Annotated in this window: 15 protein-coding genes; 11 read left to right on the forward strand and 4 right to left on the reverse strand. The window is 36.4% G+C overall.

Annotation, left to right across the window (positions count from 1 at the left end; translation table 11 throughout):
• The first annotated feature begins 51 nt into the window (after window positions 1–51).
• Both KQI94_RS05365 and KQI94_RS05370 read left to right on the forward strand, forming a co-directional pair.
• A complete protein-coding gene (locus KQI94_RS05365; protein WP_002368164.1) occupies window positions 52–546 on the forward strand; it encodes a GNAT family N-acetyltransferase in 495 nt (164 codons plus the stop codon).
• A gap of 17 nt (window positions 547–563) precedes the next feature.
• Entirely contained in the window at window positions 564–1,079 is a 516-nt protein-coding gene (locus tag KQI94_RS05370; protein WP_002361365.1) for a GrpB family protein, read from the forward strand.
• Window positions 1,080–1,094: 15 nt separating this feature from the next.
• On the opposite strand, the gene KQI94_RS05375 is transcribed toward KQI94_RS05370, so the two are convergent.
• On the reverse strand, window positions 1,095–2,270 hold the full coding sequence (locus tag KQI94_RS05375; RefSeq protein ID WP_002368165.1) for a SulP family inorganic anion transporter: 1,176 nt from the start codon (window positions 2,268–2,270) through the stop codon (window positions 1,095–1,097).
• A gap of 93 nt (window positions 2,271–2,363) precedes the next feature.
• Entirely contained in the window at window positions 2,364–3,392 is a 1,029-nt protein-coding gene (locus KQI94_RS05380) for a putative sulfate exporter family transporter (RefSeq protein WP_002368166.1), read from the reverse strand.
• Window positions 3,393–3,504: 112 nt separating this feature from the next.
• Between KQI94_RS05380 and KQI94_RS05385 the strand changes: the two genes are divergently transcribed.
• The 9 genes from KQI94_RS05385 (at window position 3,505) to KQI94_RS05425 (ending at window position 12,588) form a co-directional block, all read left to right on the forward strand.
• Entirely contained in the window at window positions 3,505–4,335 is an 831-nt protein-coding gene (locus KQI94_RS05385) for a LysR family transcriptional regulator (protein ID WP_002368167.1), read from the forward strand.
• Between the two features lie 64 nt (window positions 4,336–4,399).
• Entirely contained in the window at window positions 4,400–5,272 is an 873-nt protein-coding gene (locus KQI94_RS05390; protein ID WP_002368168.1) for a VOC family protein, read from the forward strand.
• 274 nt (window positions 5,273–5,546) lie between these two features.
• Window positions 5,547–5,771, forward strand: coding sequence for a hypothetical protein (locus KQI94_RS05395; RefSeq protein ID WP_002368169.1), 225 nt, complete (start codon window positions 5,547–5,549; stop codon window positions 5,769–5,771).
• A gap of 88 nt (window positions 5,772–5,859) precedes the next feature.
• A complete protein-coding gene (locus KQI94_RS05400; RefSeq protein ID WP_002358841.1) occupies window positions 5,860–6,534 on the forward strand; it encodes a response regulator transcription factor in 675 nt (224 codons plus the stop codon).
• A 13-nt stretch (window positions 6,535–6,547) separates the two neighbouring features.
• Complete coding sequence (locus tag KQI94_RS05405) at window positions 6,548–7,573, forward strand: sensor histidine kinase (RefSeq protein ID WP_002361370.1); 1,026 nt, start codon at window positions 6,548–6,550, stop codon at window positions 7,571–7,573.
• Between the two features lie 147 nt (window positions 7,574–7,720).
• Window positions 7,721–8,584: a GRP family sugar transporter gene (locus KQI94_RS05410; protein WP_002355811.1), complete on the forward strand. Its 864-nt coding sequence runs from the start codon at window positions 7,721–7,723 to the stop codon at window positions 8,582–8,584.
• 40 nt (window positions 8,585–8,624) lie between these two features.
• Complete coding sequence (locus tag KQI94_RS05415) at window positions 8,625–10,016, forward strand: amino acid permease (protein ID WP_002355812.1); 1,392 nt, start codon at window positions 8,625–8,627, stop codon at window positions 10,014–10,016.
• 187 nt (window positions 10,017–10,203) lie between these two features.
• Window positions 10,204–12,213 (forward strand): methionine--tRNA ligase, encoded by a 2,010-nt coding sequence (gene metG, locus KQI94_RS05420; protein WP_002355813.1) that lies wholly within the window; start codon window positions 10,204–10,206, stop codon window positions 12,211–12,213.
• A gap of 99 nt (window positions 12,214–12,312) precedes the next feature.
• The gene (locus KQI94_RS05425) at window positions 12,313–12,588 is read left to right on the forward strand and encodes a hypothetical protein (RefSeq protein WP_002361374.1); all 276 of its coding nucleotides are present in this window, start codon (window positions 12,313–12,315) and stop codon (window positions 12,586–12,588) included.
• A 58-nt stretch (window positions 12,589–12,646) separates the two neighbouring features.
• On the opposite strand, the gene KQI94_RS05430 is transcribed toward KQI94_RS05425, so the two are convergent.
• Both KQI94_RS05430 and KQI94_RS05435 read right to left on the reverse strand, forming a co-directional pair.
• The gene (locus KQI94_RS05430) at window positions 12,647–13,252 is read right to left on the reverse strand and encodes a hypothetical protein (protein WP_002390389.1); all 606 of its coding nucleotides are present in this window, start codon (window positions 13,250–13,252) and stop codon (window positions 12,647–12,649) included.
• A 120-nt stretch (window positions 13,253–13,372) separates the two neighbouring features.
• Window positions 13,373–15,595, reverse strand: coding sequence for a UvrD-helicase domain-containing protein (locus KQI94_RS05435; protein WP_002368170.1), 2,223 nt, complete (start codon window positions 15,593–15,595; stop codon window positions 13,373–13,375).
• Window positions 15,596–15,604 lie beyond the last annotated feature (9 nt).

The raw sequence follows: 15,604 nt of genomic DNA on the forward strand, positions 1-15,604 counted from the left end.
AGAGAGACAGTCAAATCGACAGAAAAAACACGGTTGATTTGACTATTTTTTATGGAATTGAGAGAGACAAAATGTGGTATACTTTGTTTATTAGATAGGGAGGAATTAAAAATGCTGAACCAAAAAGAAGTAAAAAAAACCGATTATCCTCAATTAATTTCTCTATGGCGTTCTTCAGTAGAAGCTACCCATTTGTTTTTGAGTCAGGCAGATATTGATAAAATCGAAGTAGTTTTACCTGATTATTTTCAACAAGTTCAATTAAGTATGTGGTTAAATGAAGAACAGAAATGCGTGGGCTTTAGTGGAACAAACCAACAAACTTTGGAAATGTTATTTATTGACCCAGTCTATTTTCGTAAAGGCTATGGTGGAGAAATTATCAAAAAATTAATAGAGCAAGAATCAATTGTCTTTGTTGATGCCAATAAACAAAATGAAGGGGCTGTGAAGTTCTATCAATCTCAAGGGTTTCAAGTAATTGGTGAATCAAAGGAAGATCCTCAAGGAAATCCGTTTCCTATTTTACATATGAAACGGATATAGAAAAGAGGGAAGAAATCATGCGGGTAATCGTTACTGAATACCAACCAGCCTGGGTGGAACAGTTTGAAGAAGAAGCCCAAGCGTTGAAACAGATTCTAAAGGAAAATTGTCTTAAAGTTGAACATATCGGTAGCACATCTGTGCCTAATTTAGCAGCCAAACCAATTATTGATTTTTTGGTCATTGTTGAAGAAATTGAAAAAGTAGACCTGTTACAAGGGGAATTTGAAAGAATCGGTTATGAATATATGGGGGAATTTGGACTATCAGGACGTCGTTATTTACGAAAAGGCCCGATAAAAAGAACACATCATGTGCATATTTATCAGTTTGACAATACGCAAGAAATTTTGCGCCATCTTGCTTTTCGAAATTATTTACGAGAAAATCCGGCAATTGCTACAACATATGGTACATTAAAAAAGCAATTGGCCCAAGCACACCCCGATAGCATTGATAAATATATGGATGGCAAAGATGCGTTCATTAAGAAAATAGAAAAAGAAGCGTTGAAGAAATATTGGGAAAAATAAAAAAAGTTGCTAAAGCTAGCAACTTTTTTTTGGTTCTTTTTTGAAAAAATGATAAAGAAGACCACTTAAAAGAACACCTAGAATAATTCCAATCGCTAAATTATGCGTATAGACGATCACACCCACTGTCACGAGTAAAATAACAATTTCAGTAATTTCAAAAGTTCGGAAAAGCTGCAAACTTTCCCAATCAAAGGTGTCGACTGCCACCGTCATCATGATCCCAATCAATGCAGCTGTAGGAATGGCTACCATCACAGATTTAAAAACAAAAATGAATAGAAGGAGGGTAATACCTGAAATCAAAGTAGAAAGCCGTTTTCGTCCCCCTGATTTAACATTAATGACCGCTTGCCCAATCATCGCACAGCCAGCTTGACCACCAAAAAAGCCGGTAATTATATTAGCGAATCCTTGCGCCTTAACTTCTCGTTGGCTATCACTTTGGCTCGCTGTCATTTTGTCCACAATGGGGATCGTCAATAAAGATTCAATTAACCCGACCATTGCTAAGGCAACAGAGCTAGGTAAAATAATCCGCAACGTTTCTAAGTTGACGGGTACATTAGGCCAACGGATCGCTGGATGAAACTGACTCATTTCACCAAGATCACCTACCGTTTGTAAATGACCTTTTAAAAAATAGGACAGGATAGTCATGAATAAAATAACAATTAAAGCAGGAGGCACAATTGTAATAAACTTAGGTAATAGATAAATAAGTAAGATACTACAGATAATCATGCCGTAGGACCACAGTGTTTGATGAGGCAATTGTTGTACTTGCGCCATGAAAATTAAAATGGCTAACGCATTGACGAATCCGTACATCACTGTCTTGGGAATAAAGCGCATTAATTTATGGATACCTAAATAACCTAAAATAAATTGTAGAAAGCCTGTTAAAATAGTCGCAGCAAGCATGTATGACAAACCGTGTGCTTGAATTAAGCCTGCAAGGACTAAGGCCATTGAACCAGCAGACGCCGAAACCATTGCCGGACGGCCGCCCGTAAAAGTAATCACAAGTAAAGTAACTGCTGAAGCAAACACTGCAGAAAGCGGGTGAACACCAGCAATAATCGCAAACCCGATTACTTCTGGTAAAATGGCGACAGAAGAAACGAGACCGGCAAATAGATCATTTCGTTCATTGCCTAACCATTCGTTTTTTTTAAAACTAAATAACATCGAAAAACTCCTTTAAGTTAATAAAACCTTATTCATAATAGCATGAATAAGCTGAAATAAAAAAGTTTGACGTGTTAACGTCAAACTTTTTTATTAGAACTGTAGCAGTGCCAACAACAAAATGGCTAGGCCGACTTGAACAGTTCCTACTGATAAACCATAGATTAAGAAACGTTTGCCTTCTTGGAAAAACTTTTTAAAATCGAGTCGTAACCCGATTGCTGCCAAGGCAGTAATTTCAAACCAAGAACTAAAGAAATGAGCAGTCTCACTGATCACGACGGGGAAATGAATCAAACTATTAAAGACACAGGCAATGAAAAAGCCAACTACATACCAAGGTAGGGCGCTACTTTTTTTGGTGACTTCTACCAACTCAGCCTCTGATTCTGCCGTCTTACTTTGCTTGAAACGTCCAAATAAATAGACAACTGCTACGAGTAGGACAATTCGCATAATTTTAAAGAGCATCGCAAGTTGAACTGCGTTCTCATTGACCATATTGGCACTGGCGACAACCTGACCAACTGATTGTAAAGTCCCTCCGATTAGTGCGCTACGAGCCAACAAATTGGTACCATAGAGAATCCCACTTAAAATGGGTAAGGTCAACATTAAAACGGTTCCTAATAAGTTTACTAAAGTAATGATTTGGCCTTTTTCTTCCTCATCTGCTTGAATTGCTGGAGCAATCGAAGCAATGGCAGAGGATCCACAAACGGCATTACCACCAGCCATCAATAAAGACATATTATCAGAAAAAGCCAGTTTTTTACCGATCAAATAGGCAAAAATAATGGTCAGCGACATTTGAATGAGAATAAATGCGACACCTTGTAAGCCAATTTGGGCAATCGTTTGAAAGGTCACGGTGGTTCCCAATAAAACAACAGAAAATTCTAGTAATTTACTTTCGGCTACTTTGGTTCCGCGATTTAAATTGGCACCGCGAACAAAGGTATTTCCCAAAAAGATTCCTAGTAAAATAGCTATCGTTGCGGCGCCTAAGCTAGGTAACCAGATGGCAAGAAACTTGCTAAGGCAGGCGACAAGGAAAGCTGTTAGCAAGCCGGGAAGAATTTGGAATAAAGATTGGATATAATCATTTTCTGAATTTTTCATTGAAAAAATCTCTCTTTCTTGTTCATTACTTCCAGTATAACGAAATTTTTTACATTTGAGAAATAAATAGTTAAAATAATATTTATAATAGAAAGTTATCGAAAGGATACCTATGTTTAAATTATTAAAGACTTTTCAAATTGTGTATGAGCAAATGAACTTTTCCAAAGCAGCTACCTGCCTATATATCTCACAACCAGCCGTTTCTAATCAAATCAAACAATTAGAAGAAGAATTAGGCTGTTCATTGTTTTTAAGAAATGGTCGACAAGATGTAGTCCCTACTAGGCAAGCAGAAGTCTTGTATAATCGTTTGCTAAATTTAGCTGATGATTGGCAAGAAACATTAACAGCTCTTCATCAGGCGAGATTACCTAAAGAAACTTGCCGAATTGCTGCGTCTAATACTTTTGCAGTTTATTATTTGCCGCAACTGATGCAACATTTACAGACAAAGTATGCAACGATCAATTTTGTTTTAGAAATGAACAATTCAGAAGAAGTAGTGGAAAAAGTTGAAAAACATCAAGTTGATTTTGGCTTTATCGAAAAACCATTAATTACGAAAGGCGCCTCTCGTGAAGAAATTATTCAGGATCAATTGGTTTTAGCTGGGGACCCTGCCAATCAGAATTGGTTGGTACGTGAAAAGGATTCTGGGGTCTTTCATTATACCCAACAGTATTTAGAAGAAAGTAATCAAAGCCCAACACTCATGACGGTTAAAAATAATGAAATGATTGTTAAAATGTTGGAATTGGGCATGGGGCAATCGTTGCTCTCAAGAAAAGCGATTACTGAAAAAATTCCTTTCCAAACGTTAGGTGAAAAGTATTGGCGTTCCTTTTATTTTTTGACACGGGGACATTTAAAATCCTCCTTGCTTCAAGAAGTAAAACAAGCAATTTATCGATTCTATCAGAAGGAAATGAATAAATACTAAAACGTTCTCTTTGTTTATTTATCAATCTTTGACTACACTAAAGAAAACGAAGGAGGGAACCACAATGCCTAAATTTTCACCTTGTTTATGGTTTGACACACAAGCGGAAGAAGCTGCTAACTTCTATACAACAATTTTTGAAAAAGGTGCGATTCTAAGTAAAACGAACTACGTTAATGAGGAGCATCAACCTCAAGGAACATCATTAATGACCATTGAATTTACCTTGGCGAACCAAACAATCATTGGTTTAAATGGCGGACCAGAATTTTCCTTTACGCCAGCTAGTTCATTTTTTGTTGAATGTAAAACATTATCACAAACAGAAACGTTGTGGAAAAATTTAACAGCAGATGGACAGATATTGATGCCTTTTGGGGAATATCCTTTTAGTCCTTTATATGGTTGGGTAGTGGACAAATTTGGTGTCTCTTGGCAAGTGTCTTTTTCAGGAAAAGAACAAACAATTGTACCAACCTTTATGTTTGCTAATGAAAAATATGGCGAAGCAGCCAAAGCTCTATCAGAATGGTTGGCGATTTTCGGTCCAGGCGAAATAATTGAAAAAGTTGAATATGAAGATGGGAACGTTGCGCAAGCACTTTTCACATTACAGGAGCAACCGTTTCGAGTAATGGATGCACGAGATAAACATGATTTTGATTTTACCATGGCTTTCTCCATTTATATTGATTGTGAAAATCAGGAGGAAATAGATCGGCTATGGCAACAAGTGACTGCTAAAGGGAAAGAATGGCCGTGTGGCTGGATGGAAGATCAATTTGGAGTCAGTTGGCAAACAGGCAATCCTGAACTGAAATGTTATTTATCTGACTCAAATCCAGCTAGAGCAAATGAAGTGACCAAAAAATTGTACCAAATGAAAAAAATAGATTTAAACCAGTTAAAAGAAGTGTATGACAAATATAATCATTAGAAAAACTGAGGTTGTCTGATCGACTACACTTCGTTACGTTGGTATCAATTCCAATACATGGAACATACTAGAGTTGAAGGACTTGTCTTTTAAGGATTGAGACCTTCAACTCTTAAAAAAGGCTCGATTCTTGCGAGTTCCAAAGAGGCTGCTTCTATTCTGTTGTTTATCTTAAGGGTTAGGACTCTGCCGATTTTTTTATAAGATTATGCTATAATTAAGAGTAGTAAATTATTGAAGGAAAAATGAAAAGTCCGAAATAGGAAGTGGTAAAATGATTGAGTTAATTGTGTTGTTAACAGTTTTTACTTATGGAACGAACTTTGTTTTATATCTTATTTTGAAAAATAAAAAGTCCATGCCAATTGTCGAAAAAGCTTCTATTATATTAGGAATTAATATGTCTGTGTTATTATTAGATGGTATTTTTGCTTTCGTTGGCAAATTCATCATGTTATCAGAATGGGAATTATTAGCGCCTATTTTTGAAATAGTGTAAAAATCATCATAAAGTCCTATATCCAAAAAGAATGAAGTTTGTTAGGATAAGAAAGATGAAAATTTAGAAATAAAAGAGGTGGGATTGCATGGCTAAAATCATGATTGTCGAAGATGAAACAACCATTCGAGAATTAATTAGCGAGGAATTACAAAAATGGCAATTTGAAACGATTGGAACAACCGATTTTAATGATGTATTGGATGATTTTCAAGAGGAGAATCCCCAATTAGTTTTGATGGATATTAATTTACCTGTGTACGATGGGTACTATTGGTGTCAAAAAATTCGTGAAGTTTCTAAAGTACCAATTATTTTTATTTCGAGTCGTAGTACCAATATGGATATGATTATGGCGATGAACATGGGCGCGGATGATTTTGTCACAAAACCGTTCCAGATAGATGTTTTAATTGCTAAAATCAATGCTTTGTTGCGTCGCTCTTATAACTATTCCGATACGGATAGTGAAGTGCTTTCACATAATGGCATTACTTTAAATGTGGACAATGGACGAATGGAAATCAGAGGTGAAATGATCGATTTAAGTAAAAATGAATACCGATTACTGTATCTTTTAATGAAAAAGCACGGAAAAATTTTAACACGTGAAAAACTATTGCGCGCTTTATGGGACGATGAACGTTTTGTGGATGACAATACGTTGACGGTAAATATCAATCGTTTACGAAAAAAAATTGAGCAAGCAGGGATTGCTGGCTATATTGAAACCAAAGTGGGCGTCGGTTATATGGTGCCCTAGATAGGAGTAGACAATGACCATTCTAAAGTATTTAAAAGATCGCTGGTTATTACTAATTGGTTGGTTATTTTTTCTGTTCTTAACTTGTTTTATTTTATGGTTGGCTCCTAATGTCCGCTTAGATTGGACAGTGGTTGGCTATATCTTTTTACTGCAAAGTGTTTTTTTATCGCTATTTTTAACAATTGATTATTATTTAAAACGTAAGTGGTGGCTTTCGTTGGCAACGGAAAAAGAGCCGCCTTCTTTACAAGAATATTTGAATACAGCAGAAAAAGAAGAAGAACTACTTGTCCAAACGTATATTAACGGTTTATTGCAAGAGCACCAACAAACCATGCAGCAAGCAATTAACAACCAACAGGACCAAAAAGATTACATTGACTCTTGGGTTCATGAAATCAAAGTCCCCCTAGCGGCTATCACGTTACTGGTACAATCTGTCGAAGATGATATTCCAGAGAAAAAATATTATCTATTGGAAAATGAGTTAGGTAAAATTGATGAATATGTCGAGCAAGTCCTATATTATGCTAGACTGGACAGCTTTTCTCGAGATTATTTACTCCAAGAATATTCTTTAAAAGAAATTGTGCAATCTGTTGTTCGTACGCAAGCAAATTATTTTATCCAAAAAAGATTGCAATTCTCAATTGAAGGGGAAGATGAAGCGGTTTTAACCGACCGAAAATGGGTCATTTTTATTTTCCGCCAATTATTAAGTAATGCAGTCAAGTATACGCCAGAAGGCGGCACGATTACGGTCCTAATTTCCAAAAATAAACAAGGTATTTATTTATCTTTAAAAGATTCTGGGATTGGCATTCCGACACAAGATCAACGACGCATTTTCGATAAAGGATTTACTGGTGAAAACGGGCGAAAAAGCGAACAGCATTCGACTGGTCTTGGCCTGTATTTGGCCCATAGCTTAGCGAAAAAGTTAGGTCATGATTTAACAGTCGAATCGACAGAAGGGCAAGGTACGACGATGACATTGTTTTTCCCTTCCCTCAGTTATTATAATGAAGTGAAATAAAAAGTAGGTCTATCAGCAAATTAAAGAGGTGATAGGCCTTTTTTTATTTATTAAAACTTTCTTGCTAACTTCTCTTACTCTTCTTAGTTGTTTAGAAAACGTTTTTATTGTTAGAATGAAATGAAATAAATTTGTTAGGAGAATATTATGAGTTTACTTATCGCTTTAGTGCCCATGATTGCGTGGGGCAGTATTGGTTTAGTCAGCGGTAAAATTGGTGGAAGCGCCAATCAACAAACGTTAGGTATGACAATCGGCGCATTACTATTTTCAATTGTTGTCTTTTTTGTCATCCAGCCTACGTTGACGACAGCCACATTAATTGTTGGATTTATATCTGGTTTATTCTGGAGTTTGGGACAGAATCAACAATTTCATAGCATGAAATATATGGGCGTTTCAGTTGGCTTACCAATTTCAACTGGGATGCAGTTAGTTGTTAATACCGTTGCAGGGGCTGTTTTTTTCCATGAATGGACAAAAACAAAAGACTTTGTTGTGGGCTTTATCGCTTTAGCCTTTTTAGTTTTTGGGGTGTATTTAACAGCTCGACAAGATGATGATAGTCAACCGAAAACCTCAAACAGTATGTTAGATTTTAATAAAGGGATTCGGGCGTTGATTTTCTCAACAGTTGGGTATGGTGTCTATACCATCATTATTAATGCCACTGGTTTAGATCCGTGGGGAATTATTTTGCCACAAAGTATTGGTATGTTAGTGGGGGCTAGTTTCTTTGCTTTCAAAAAAGTCAAAGTTGATCGTTTTGTTTGGATGAATATGACGACGGGTCTGCTTTGGGGCTTAGGAAATATTTGTATGTTATTAACCATGCGTGAAATTGGCTTAGCTATTAGCTTCTCTTTATCACAAATGGGGATTATTATTTCGACTCTTGGGGGCATCTTCCTTTTAGGCGAAAGAAAATCAAAAAAAGAAATGTTTTATGTTATTTTTGGTTGCATTTTTGTTATTCTAGGTGGTATTCTTTTAGGGTATATGAAAGCGTAAATAGTTTATTTACGCTTATTTTTTTTACGGGGGTAAACACATGTCTATTTTCAGAAAAAAAGAAATCACTGTGCCTGTCAATGACAGTGGTGGGATGAAAAAAAATCTTAAGACGATGGACTTAATTTTTCTAGGAATTGGGGCTGTAGTAGGAACAGGGATTTTTGTTGTGACAGGTGTCGCAGCGGAACGCTATGCAGGTCCAGGGCTCGTCTTATCATTTCTGGTAGCAGCAGCCGCGATTATTTTATCTGGTTTATGCTATGCAGAATTTGCATCACGTATTCCGGTCATTGGTGGGCCGTATGCCTACATGTATGTGGTCTTTGGAGAAATTGTGGCTTGGATGACTGGTTGGATGATTATTTGTGAGTTTTTCTTGGCGGTTTCATCCGTTGCTTCAGGTTGGTCAGGCTATGTTCATGGCTTTTTGGATAGCTTAGGTTTTTCTTTACCGCAAGCGTTAAGTGGCGCTTATAATCCAACAAATGGTACATATATTGATTTGATTGCCATGTTGGTCGTTGTAGCCGTAACTTTTTGGGTATCTTTAGAAGCGAAAACAGCGTTACGTTTAAATAACTTAATGGTTTTCGTGAAGTTTGGGATTATTTTATTATTTGTTCTCGTGGGAATCTTTTATGTGAAACCAACGAACTGGCAACCATTTATTCCTTATGGTTTTTCAGGCGTTTTCAGTGGTGCTGCTTTAGTTTTCTTTGCCTTTCTAGGGTTTGATGCGGTCAGCATGGCCGCGGAGGAAGTGAAGAATCCGAAAAAAGATATTCCAAAAGGGATTATTGGTTCCATTATTATTTCAACATTGTTATATATTGTTGTTACGTTAGTTTTAACTGGGATTGTTCCATTTACGGATTTAGGGGTCAAGGATCCGGTGGCTTTTGCGATGCGCTTCATTAATCATGGCGCAATCGCGACAATCATTTCAGTTGGTGCTATTTTAACCTTATTAACAGTGACGATTGCGATGATGTACAGTTTAGCCCGTGTGATTTATGCGATTAGTAAAGATGGATTATTGCCGCAGTTTATGAGCAAAATCGATGAGAAGCGGCACACACCTAAGAATGCAACCTATGTAGCTGGATTTTTAGCAATGGTTTTTGCTGGGATTGTTCCAATGGAGATGTTGGCTGAACTTACAAATATCGTGACACTCTTTTATCTGATGTTTCTCGCTTTAGGAATTATCAAATTACGGACAATGAAAGGAGAACCGCAAGCAGGTGAATTTAAAGTACCACTTGTGCCGGTTCTACCATTAATTTCAATCGTGGTTTGCGCGGCTTTGATGTTCCAATTGTCTTTAGCTACTTGGCAAGTATTTGGCATAGCCGTAGTGATTGGTTTGGCTATTTATTTCTTTTATGGACGACACCATAGTATCGTTCGTTTCGAGACAAAAGAATAAAAATGAACGAAAAAAGAGAGGAATACTTGTCAAATAGACAGGTGTTTCTCTCTTTTCTTTCTGGCATTTTCTTCATTTTCAAGAGAAAACCGACAAGAAATATAGTTTAATAATGTCTAATTATGGTATACTGTTTAGGAGTAAATCCTGAGGGTTTAGGAAAATGACTAAAGGAGGTTTTTTCTGTATGTCACAGAAAGAAACATTTTATATTACCACCCCAATTTATTACCCAAGTGGGAAATTACATATTGGGAATTCATATACAACAATCGCCTGCGATGCAATGGCCCGTTACAAGCGTTTAATGGGTTTCGATGTATTTTATTTAACAGGTGTGGATGAACATGGCCAAAAAATTGAAAAAAAAGCTGCTGAGTTGAATGTGACACCAAAAGAGTACGTTGATAAAATGGCAGCAGATGTTCAAAAATTATGGAAAACATTAGATATCAGCTATGATAAATTTATTCGGACAACGGATGATTATCACATGGCAGCCGTGCAACAAATTTTTGATCGTTTAGTAGAACAAGGAGATATCTACCTTGGAGAATATGAAGGTTGGTATTCAGTTTCTGATGAAGAATTTTTCACTGAAACACAATTAGCTGAAGTATATCGTGACGATGAAGGCAATGTCATTGGTGGGAAAGCACCAAGTGGTCACGAAGTCGAATTAGTTAAAGAAGAATCCTATTTCTTCCGCATGAGTAAATATGCGGATCGCTTGGTACAATATTACGAAGAACATCCAGAATTTATTCAACCAGAATCTCGTAAAAATGAGATGCTAAATAACTTTATCAAACCAGGATTAGAAGATTTAGCCGTTTCAAGAACGACTTTCTCTTGGGGAATTCCATTAAAAAATGATCCAAAACATGTGGTTTACGTATGGATTGATGCGTTATCAAACTATATTACAGCACTAGGTTATGGTTCAGAAGATGATTCATTATTCCAAAAATATTGGCCTGCGAACGTGCAAATGGTTGGGAAAGAAATCGTGCGTTTCCATACGATTTATTGGCCAATTATGTTAATGGCCTTGGATTTACCATTACCGAAAAAAGTCTTTGGACATGGTTGGTTATTGATGAAAGACGGAAAAATGTCTAAATCTAAAGGAAATGTTGTTTACCCTGAAATGTTAGTAGAACGCTACGGTCTAGATGCGTTACGTTATTATTTATTACGAGCAATTCCATTTGGTAGTGACGGCGTCTTTACACCAGAAGATTTCGTTTCTCGCTTAAATTATGATTTAGCTAATGACTTAGGAAACTTGTTGAATCGAACAATTGCGATGATTAATAAATATTGTGATGGCAAAGTACCAGCCTATGCTTCAAAAGTTACCCCATTTGATAGTGAACTATCGACAACTGCGGCTAATGTTATTGGAAAATATCATGAAGCAATGGAAAAAATGGAATTTAATACGGCCATTGCAGAAATCTGGACGCTAGTTTCTCGTGCCAATAAATATATTGATGAAACAGCGCCTTGGGTATTGGCTAAAGAAGAAGAGAAACGCAATGAATTAGAAAGTGTCATGATCCATTTAGCGGAAAGCTTACGAATTGTGGCAATCTTATTGCAACCAGTCATGACAGAAACACCAGGGAAAATTTTCGAACAATTAGGCTTAGATCCAGAAACAATGAACATGGAAAATATTCATTTTGGTGAGTTCCCAACAGACGTAACAGTAACAAGTAAAGGAACACCTATTTTCCCACGTTTAGAAATTGAAACAGAAGTAACGTATATTCAAAAGAAAATGTCCCAAAGCGAAAGTGCTACAGAAGAGGATATTAAATGGAATCCAGAAGAAACAACGTTGGTTTCAACGAAAGAAAAACAAATTAAGTACGATGATTTCGATAAAGTGGAATTAAAAGTTGCCGAAGTTATTGACTGTAAAAAAGTCAAAGGAGCAGATAAATTATTGCAATTCCGTTTAGATGCTGGAGATGAAAACCATCGTCAAATTCTTTCAGGTATTGCTGAATTTTATCCAGATCCAGCTGCGCTAATTGGCAAAAAAGTAGTCATTGTGGCTAACTTAAAACCAAGAAAAATGCGTGGTCAAATTAGCCAAGGAATGATTCTTTCAGCTGAATCACCAGAAGGGAAACTTCAAATTGTTGAAGCACCAAAAGAAATGCCAAATGGTGCAGGAATCGCATAAAAGCATAAGTAGTAAAGATAAAAGGTGAATTGTAACCTTTTATCTTTACTACTTTTTTTGTATACTAGAAGAAAAGTGATTTGATGTGAGGGAAGTTTGATGGCTTATCATAAATTTAAATTTTATGAGCAACGAAAAAATGATCCTAAATGGCGTCCGTATTATTTAGAAGCTATGAGAGTAAGGGAACAAGCACGGCTAACAGTTCAACGTAGAAAAAGAAGGGCAAGAATTAGAACCTTTTTAGTGGTTGCGATACTGGTTATTTTAGTTTTTCTGTTATTGGCTCATTGGACTTATTCACAAACAAATGAACTCTCTTTCTCCAGTTTTATCGACGTCCTAAAATCGAAAATCAACGAATTTTTAAATTAAAAGAATCGAAGAAAAGCCTAGAAAAAATCATTTGCGATTTTTCCTAGGCTTTTCTATTTTAGAGCTTCACTTTTTTAGGTATTCGTTTTTTACCAAAACGGCCTTTCGTTAGGCGACTTGGTAAAATGATCAGTAAGAGTGAAAAAGGGACACTAATAATTTGCCACGTGAGTAAACGGCCTAAGCTATTATTTTTATAGAGCCACTCTAATATAAAATGCAGCCCTAAAATACTTAACAAAGCCAAGCCTGTCAGGAAATAAGGCGTTGATACCCAGTCGGTCGTTTTCAAGAGACTAAAACCTAAAGGAATTAGATAAAAGTAAGCACTTGTTAAAGTAATACGCCAACTTTTCATAACGGTGCCTAAATTAATTATAAAAAAAAGTAAAGATAGGACTAAAGCAAAAGGTGGAAACAAAGCCACTAACGCCGAATAGATGGTTCCCCAGACGAGCATTAAGGGACCTTTAACAATAGCGGCAATAAGTGTAAACAAGCCAATTAGGAGTAACTGCTGTGTCAGTGAGCCAAAGGTTAGCAAGCCAAATAAAATAAGCAGTAGCCAGTGCCAAATGGTTTGGTTTTGTTGTTTTCGCTCAATAGTTACAATTTTTTGGATAGAGGTTTTTAAAAAATTTTCTAAATCAGGTGATTGTTTCACCTTCTCACGCTCCTCTCAACTTAAGAGACAACAAACGAGTAGGTCTGCTAACTAAAAAGCAGTACCTACTCGTCTATTATAAGTGGTTTTTCTAAAAATAAAATCCGCCTTAAGTCTCAGTTACTGGGCTGCCAAGTAAGGTGTAAACCATTCAGAAAGTGTGCCGGTATAAGGTAAAACGACCCGTTTCATTCCACGAGAAATAGCAGTATACTGGATTTTTTTATCTCGTTTATTGTCGGAATAACGATTAACATTTGGGTTATGAAGAATTACATTATCAAATTCTAGACCTTTTGCCATATCAATTGATAAAACTTGCAGTGACGGATGCTCTTCCAGTGAAAGAGAAGCACTAAGTTCTTTTGTTAATTGTTCTTTTTCTGCAAATGTTTTAGTAATAATGGCGGTGCTTTCTTTCGGATCAAAAGTTGTAATGGAAGTGACGATTGCTTTAAGATAGTCAGACGCAGAGTCACAAGGAATAAATGTCGGCTTTTCTCCATCATGCCGGATGGGCACAATGGTTAATTGCTCTGGTTGAGTGCCTAATGTTTGGAAGAGTCGTGTAATTTCTTTACTTGAACGGTAACTGTTTAATAATTGATACGTTCCAACAGAACGGCTGGTTTCGTTAACCAATAGATCATGGGCTTCAGAAAATTCAATGGCTGTATTAAAAATGGCTTGATTTTCATCACCAGCTAAAGTAAAACTAGCTTTAGGGAAAAGTGTCAGCAGTAATAATAATTGGGCTTCTGTATAATCTTGGACTTCATCGACTAGGATAAAAGCCATTTGCTGGTTGGCGAGGTTTTCAATAAATGCATGTTTCACCAAAATAAGGGCCACAATTTCATCGGCTGTGAAAACAGCTGTCTCTTTTTGATACGATTTTTCAGTGAATAAAGAATAAAACGTTTCAAAAAAGGCCCATTGATCTAGCCAAGCATCATTTTTGATAGCGGCAGTGATGGAGCGATATTTTTTCTTCAAACGTTTTAAAGCAAAATCAGCCAGATGTTTTTCATTATCTTCGGTAATCACTGTGCCAAAATAACGAACTTGTTCAGCTTCTGTTAAATCTTGGAATTGATCCAACATTTTTTTAGAATGGGCTTGTTTTAATAAGTACCGTGTCCAAAGACTGGTTAATTTTTCTTTTGTGGCTGAAATTCGTTGGCGAATACTCAAGTCAGCTGGTGTTTCTTGATAAAGTTTAAAAATTGTTTCTGAAGTAAATAAGGTCTGCTTTTTAAAAGTTAAAGGACGGAAAAAATGTGGCTGCACAACTGCTTTTTCAGGATTGCTTAAAAGAAACGTTGCAAATTCTTTTGAACGAATAACGTGCTCTTGCTCCGTTGCCTCAGAGCGAGTAATGCGTTCGAAATAGTCCGTTTCTTCTTCCATTGGCCATGCTTCTTTGGTAGTGAAGCGCAAAAATTGTAAAAGAGTCAAATTCAAGGGATTTCGTTCGCCTAAATTCGGTAAAACTTGAGAAATATAATCAATAAATGTTGAATTTGGTGAAAGTAATAAAATATTATCCGCTGTAATTTCTGCTCGATGTTGATAAAGTAAATAAGCAATCCGTTGCATAATCGCAGACGTTTTCCCACTACCAGCAATCCCATTGACTAGTAGGAGTGGCTGCGTTTCGTCACGAATTATTTGATTTTGTTCTTGTTGAATGGTTGTCGTAATGTCCTTCATATAAGGAGAAGCATCTTCTTCTAAAGAATGCAATAACACATCATCTTGAATCGCAATGGTTGTGTCAAAATAGTTGATTAATTGATCTTTTTCAATAATTAACTGTCTTTTCAAATCAAGTTGTACAGGAATGGTTTGTTGATGTGCCGTGTAGGCTGTTTTCCCTAAAACATTGTCATAAAATAACGAAGCAATCGGTGAGCGCCAATCGTGAATGCGCGTTTCTTCTTCTAAAGAAGTAAAATCGTTTACGCCAATATAAAAGTTTTCTGGCTCTTCAGGGCTGTCTTCAAAAGTCACGCCAATTTTGCCAAAATAAGGAACTTGTAATAGGCGTTTCACTTTGTCTAAATTTTTAGCCGTTGCTTCATTTTTTAAGTTCCACTGATCAATTTCACGGTTCTTCATTTCCAACATGGCAAACGTTTCTAGATTATCGGCATAACTATCAAAATTCAGCTTAGAATCGCGACCAAATTCCTCTAGCATATGTTTGCCATCTTTCATTGTGTTCGCCAATTGCTCTTCGTAAACTTTTTTAGCCGCTTGCAGCTCATGATAAACCGTTGTTAAATGCTGTTGTTCAAAAATTTTTTCATCGGTCATGGAGATTCCTCCTTTTAATAACATGACTGAATA

The organism is Enterococcus sp. S183_ASV_20 (assembly GCF_018919685.1).
GTDB classification, from domain to species: domain Bacteria; phylum Bacillota; class Bacilli; order Lactobacillales; family Enterococcaceae; genus Enterococcus; species Enterococcus faecalis.

Bases quoted from the DNA above. Each gene is read 5' to 3' on its own strand.
- KQI94_RS05395 (WP_002368169.1), top strand. From the start codon at position 5,547: ATGATTGAGTTAATTGTGTTGTTAACAGTTTTTACTTATGGAACGAAC.
- metG (WP_002355813.1), top strand. From the start codon at position 10,204: ATGTCACAGAAAGAAACATTTTATATTACCACCCCAATTTATTACCCA.
- KQI94_RS05385 (WP_002368167.1), top strand. From the start codon at position 3,505: ATGTTTAAATTATTAAAGACTTTTCAAATTGTGTATGAGCAAATGAAC.
- KQI94_RS05405 (WP_002361370.1), top strand. From the start codon at position 6,548: ATGACCATTCTAAAGTATTTAAAAGATCGCTGGTTATTACTAATTGGT.
- KQI94_RS05400 (WP_002358841.1), top strand. From the start codon at position 5,860: ATGGCTAAAATCATGATTGTCGAAGATGAAACAACCATTCGAGAATTA.
- KQI94_RS05425 (WP_002361374.1), top strand. From the start codon at position 12,313: ATGGCTTATCATAAATTTAAATTTTATGAGCAACGAAAAAATGATCCT.
- KQI94_RS05380 (WP_002368166.1), bottom strand. From the start codon at position 3,392: ATGAAAAATTCAGAAAATGATTATATCCAATCTTTATTCCAAATTCTT.
- KQI94_RS05365 (WP_002368164.1), top strand. From the start codon at position 52: ATGGAATTGAGAGAGACAAAATGTGGTATACTTTGTTTATTAGATAGG.
- KQI94_RS05375 (WP_002368165.1), bottom strand. From the start codon at position 2,270: ATGTTATTTAGTTTTAAAAAAAACGAATGGTTAGGCAATGAACGAAAT.
- KQI94_RS05390 (WP_002368168.1), top strand. From the start codon at position 4,400: ATGCCTAAATTTTCACCTTGTTTATGGTTTGACACACAAGCGGAAGAA.
- KQI94_RS05415 (WP_002355812.1), top strand. From the start codon at position 8,625: ATGTCTATTTTCAGAAAAAAAGAAATCACTGTGCCTGTCAATGACAGT.
- KQI94_RS05410 (WP_002355811.1), top strand. From the start codon at position 7,721: ATGAGTTTACTTATCGCTTTAGTGCCCATGATTGCGTGGGGCAGTATT.
- KQI94_RS05370 (WP_002361365.1), top strand. From the start codon at position 564: ATGCGGGTAATCGTTACTGAATACCAACCAGCCTGGGTGGAACAGTTT.
- KQI94_RS05435 (WP_002368170.1), bottom strand. From the start codon at position 15,595: ATGTTATTAAAAGGAGGAATCTCCATGACCGATGAAAAAATTTTTGAA.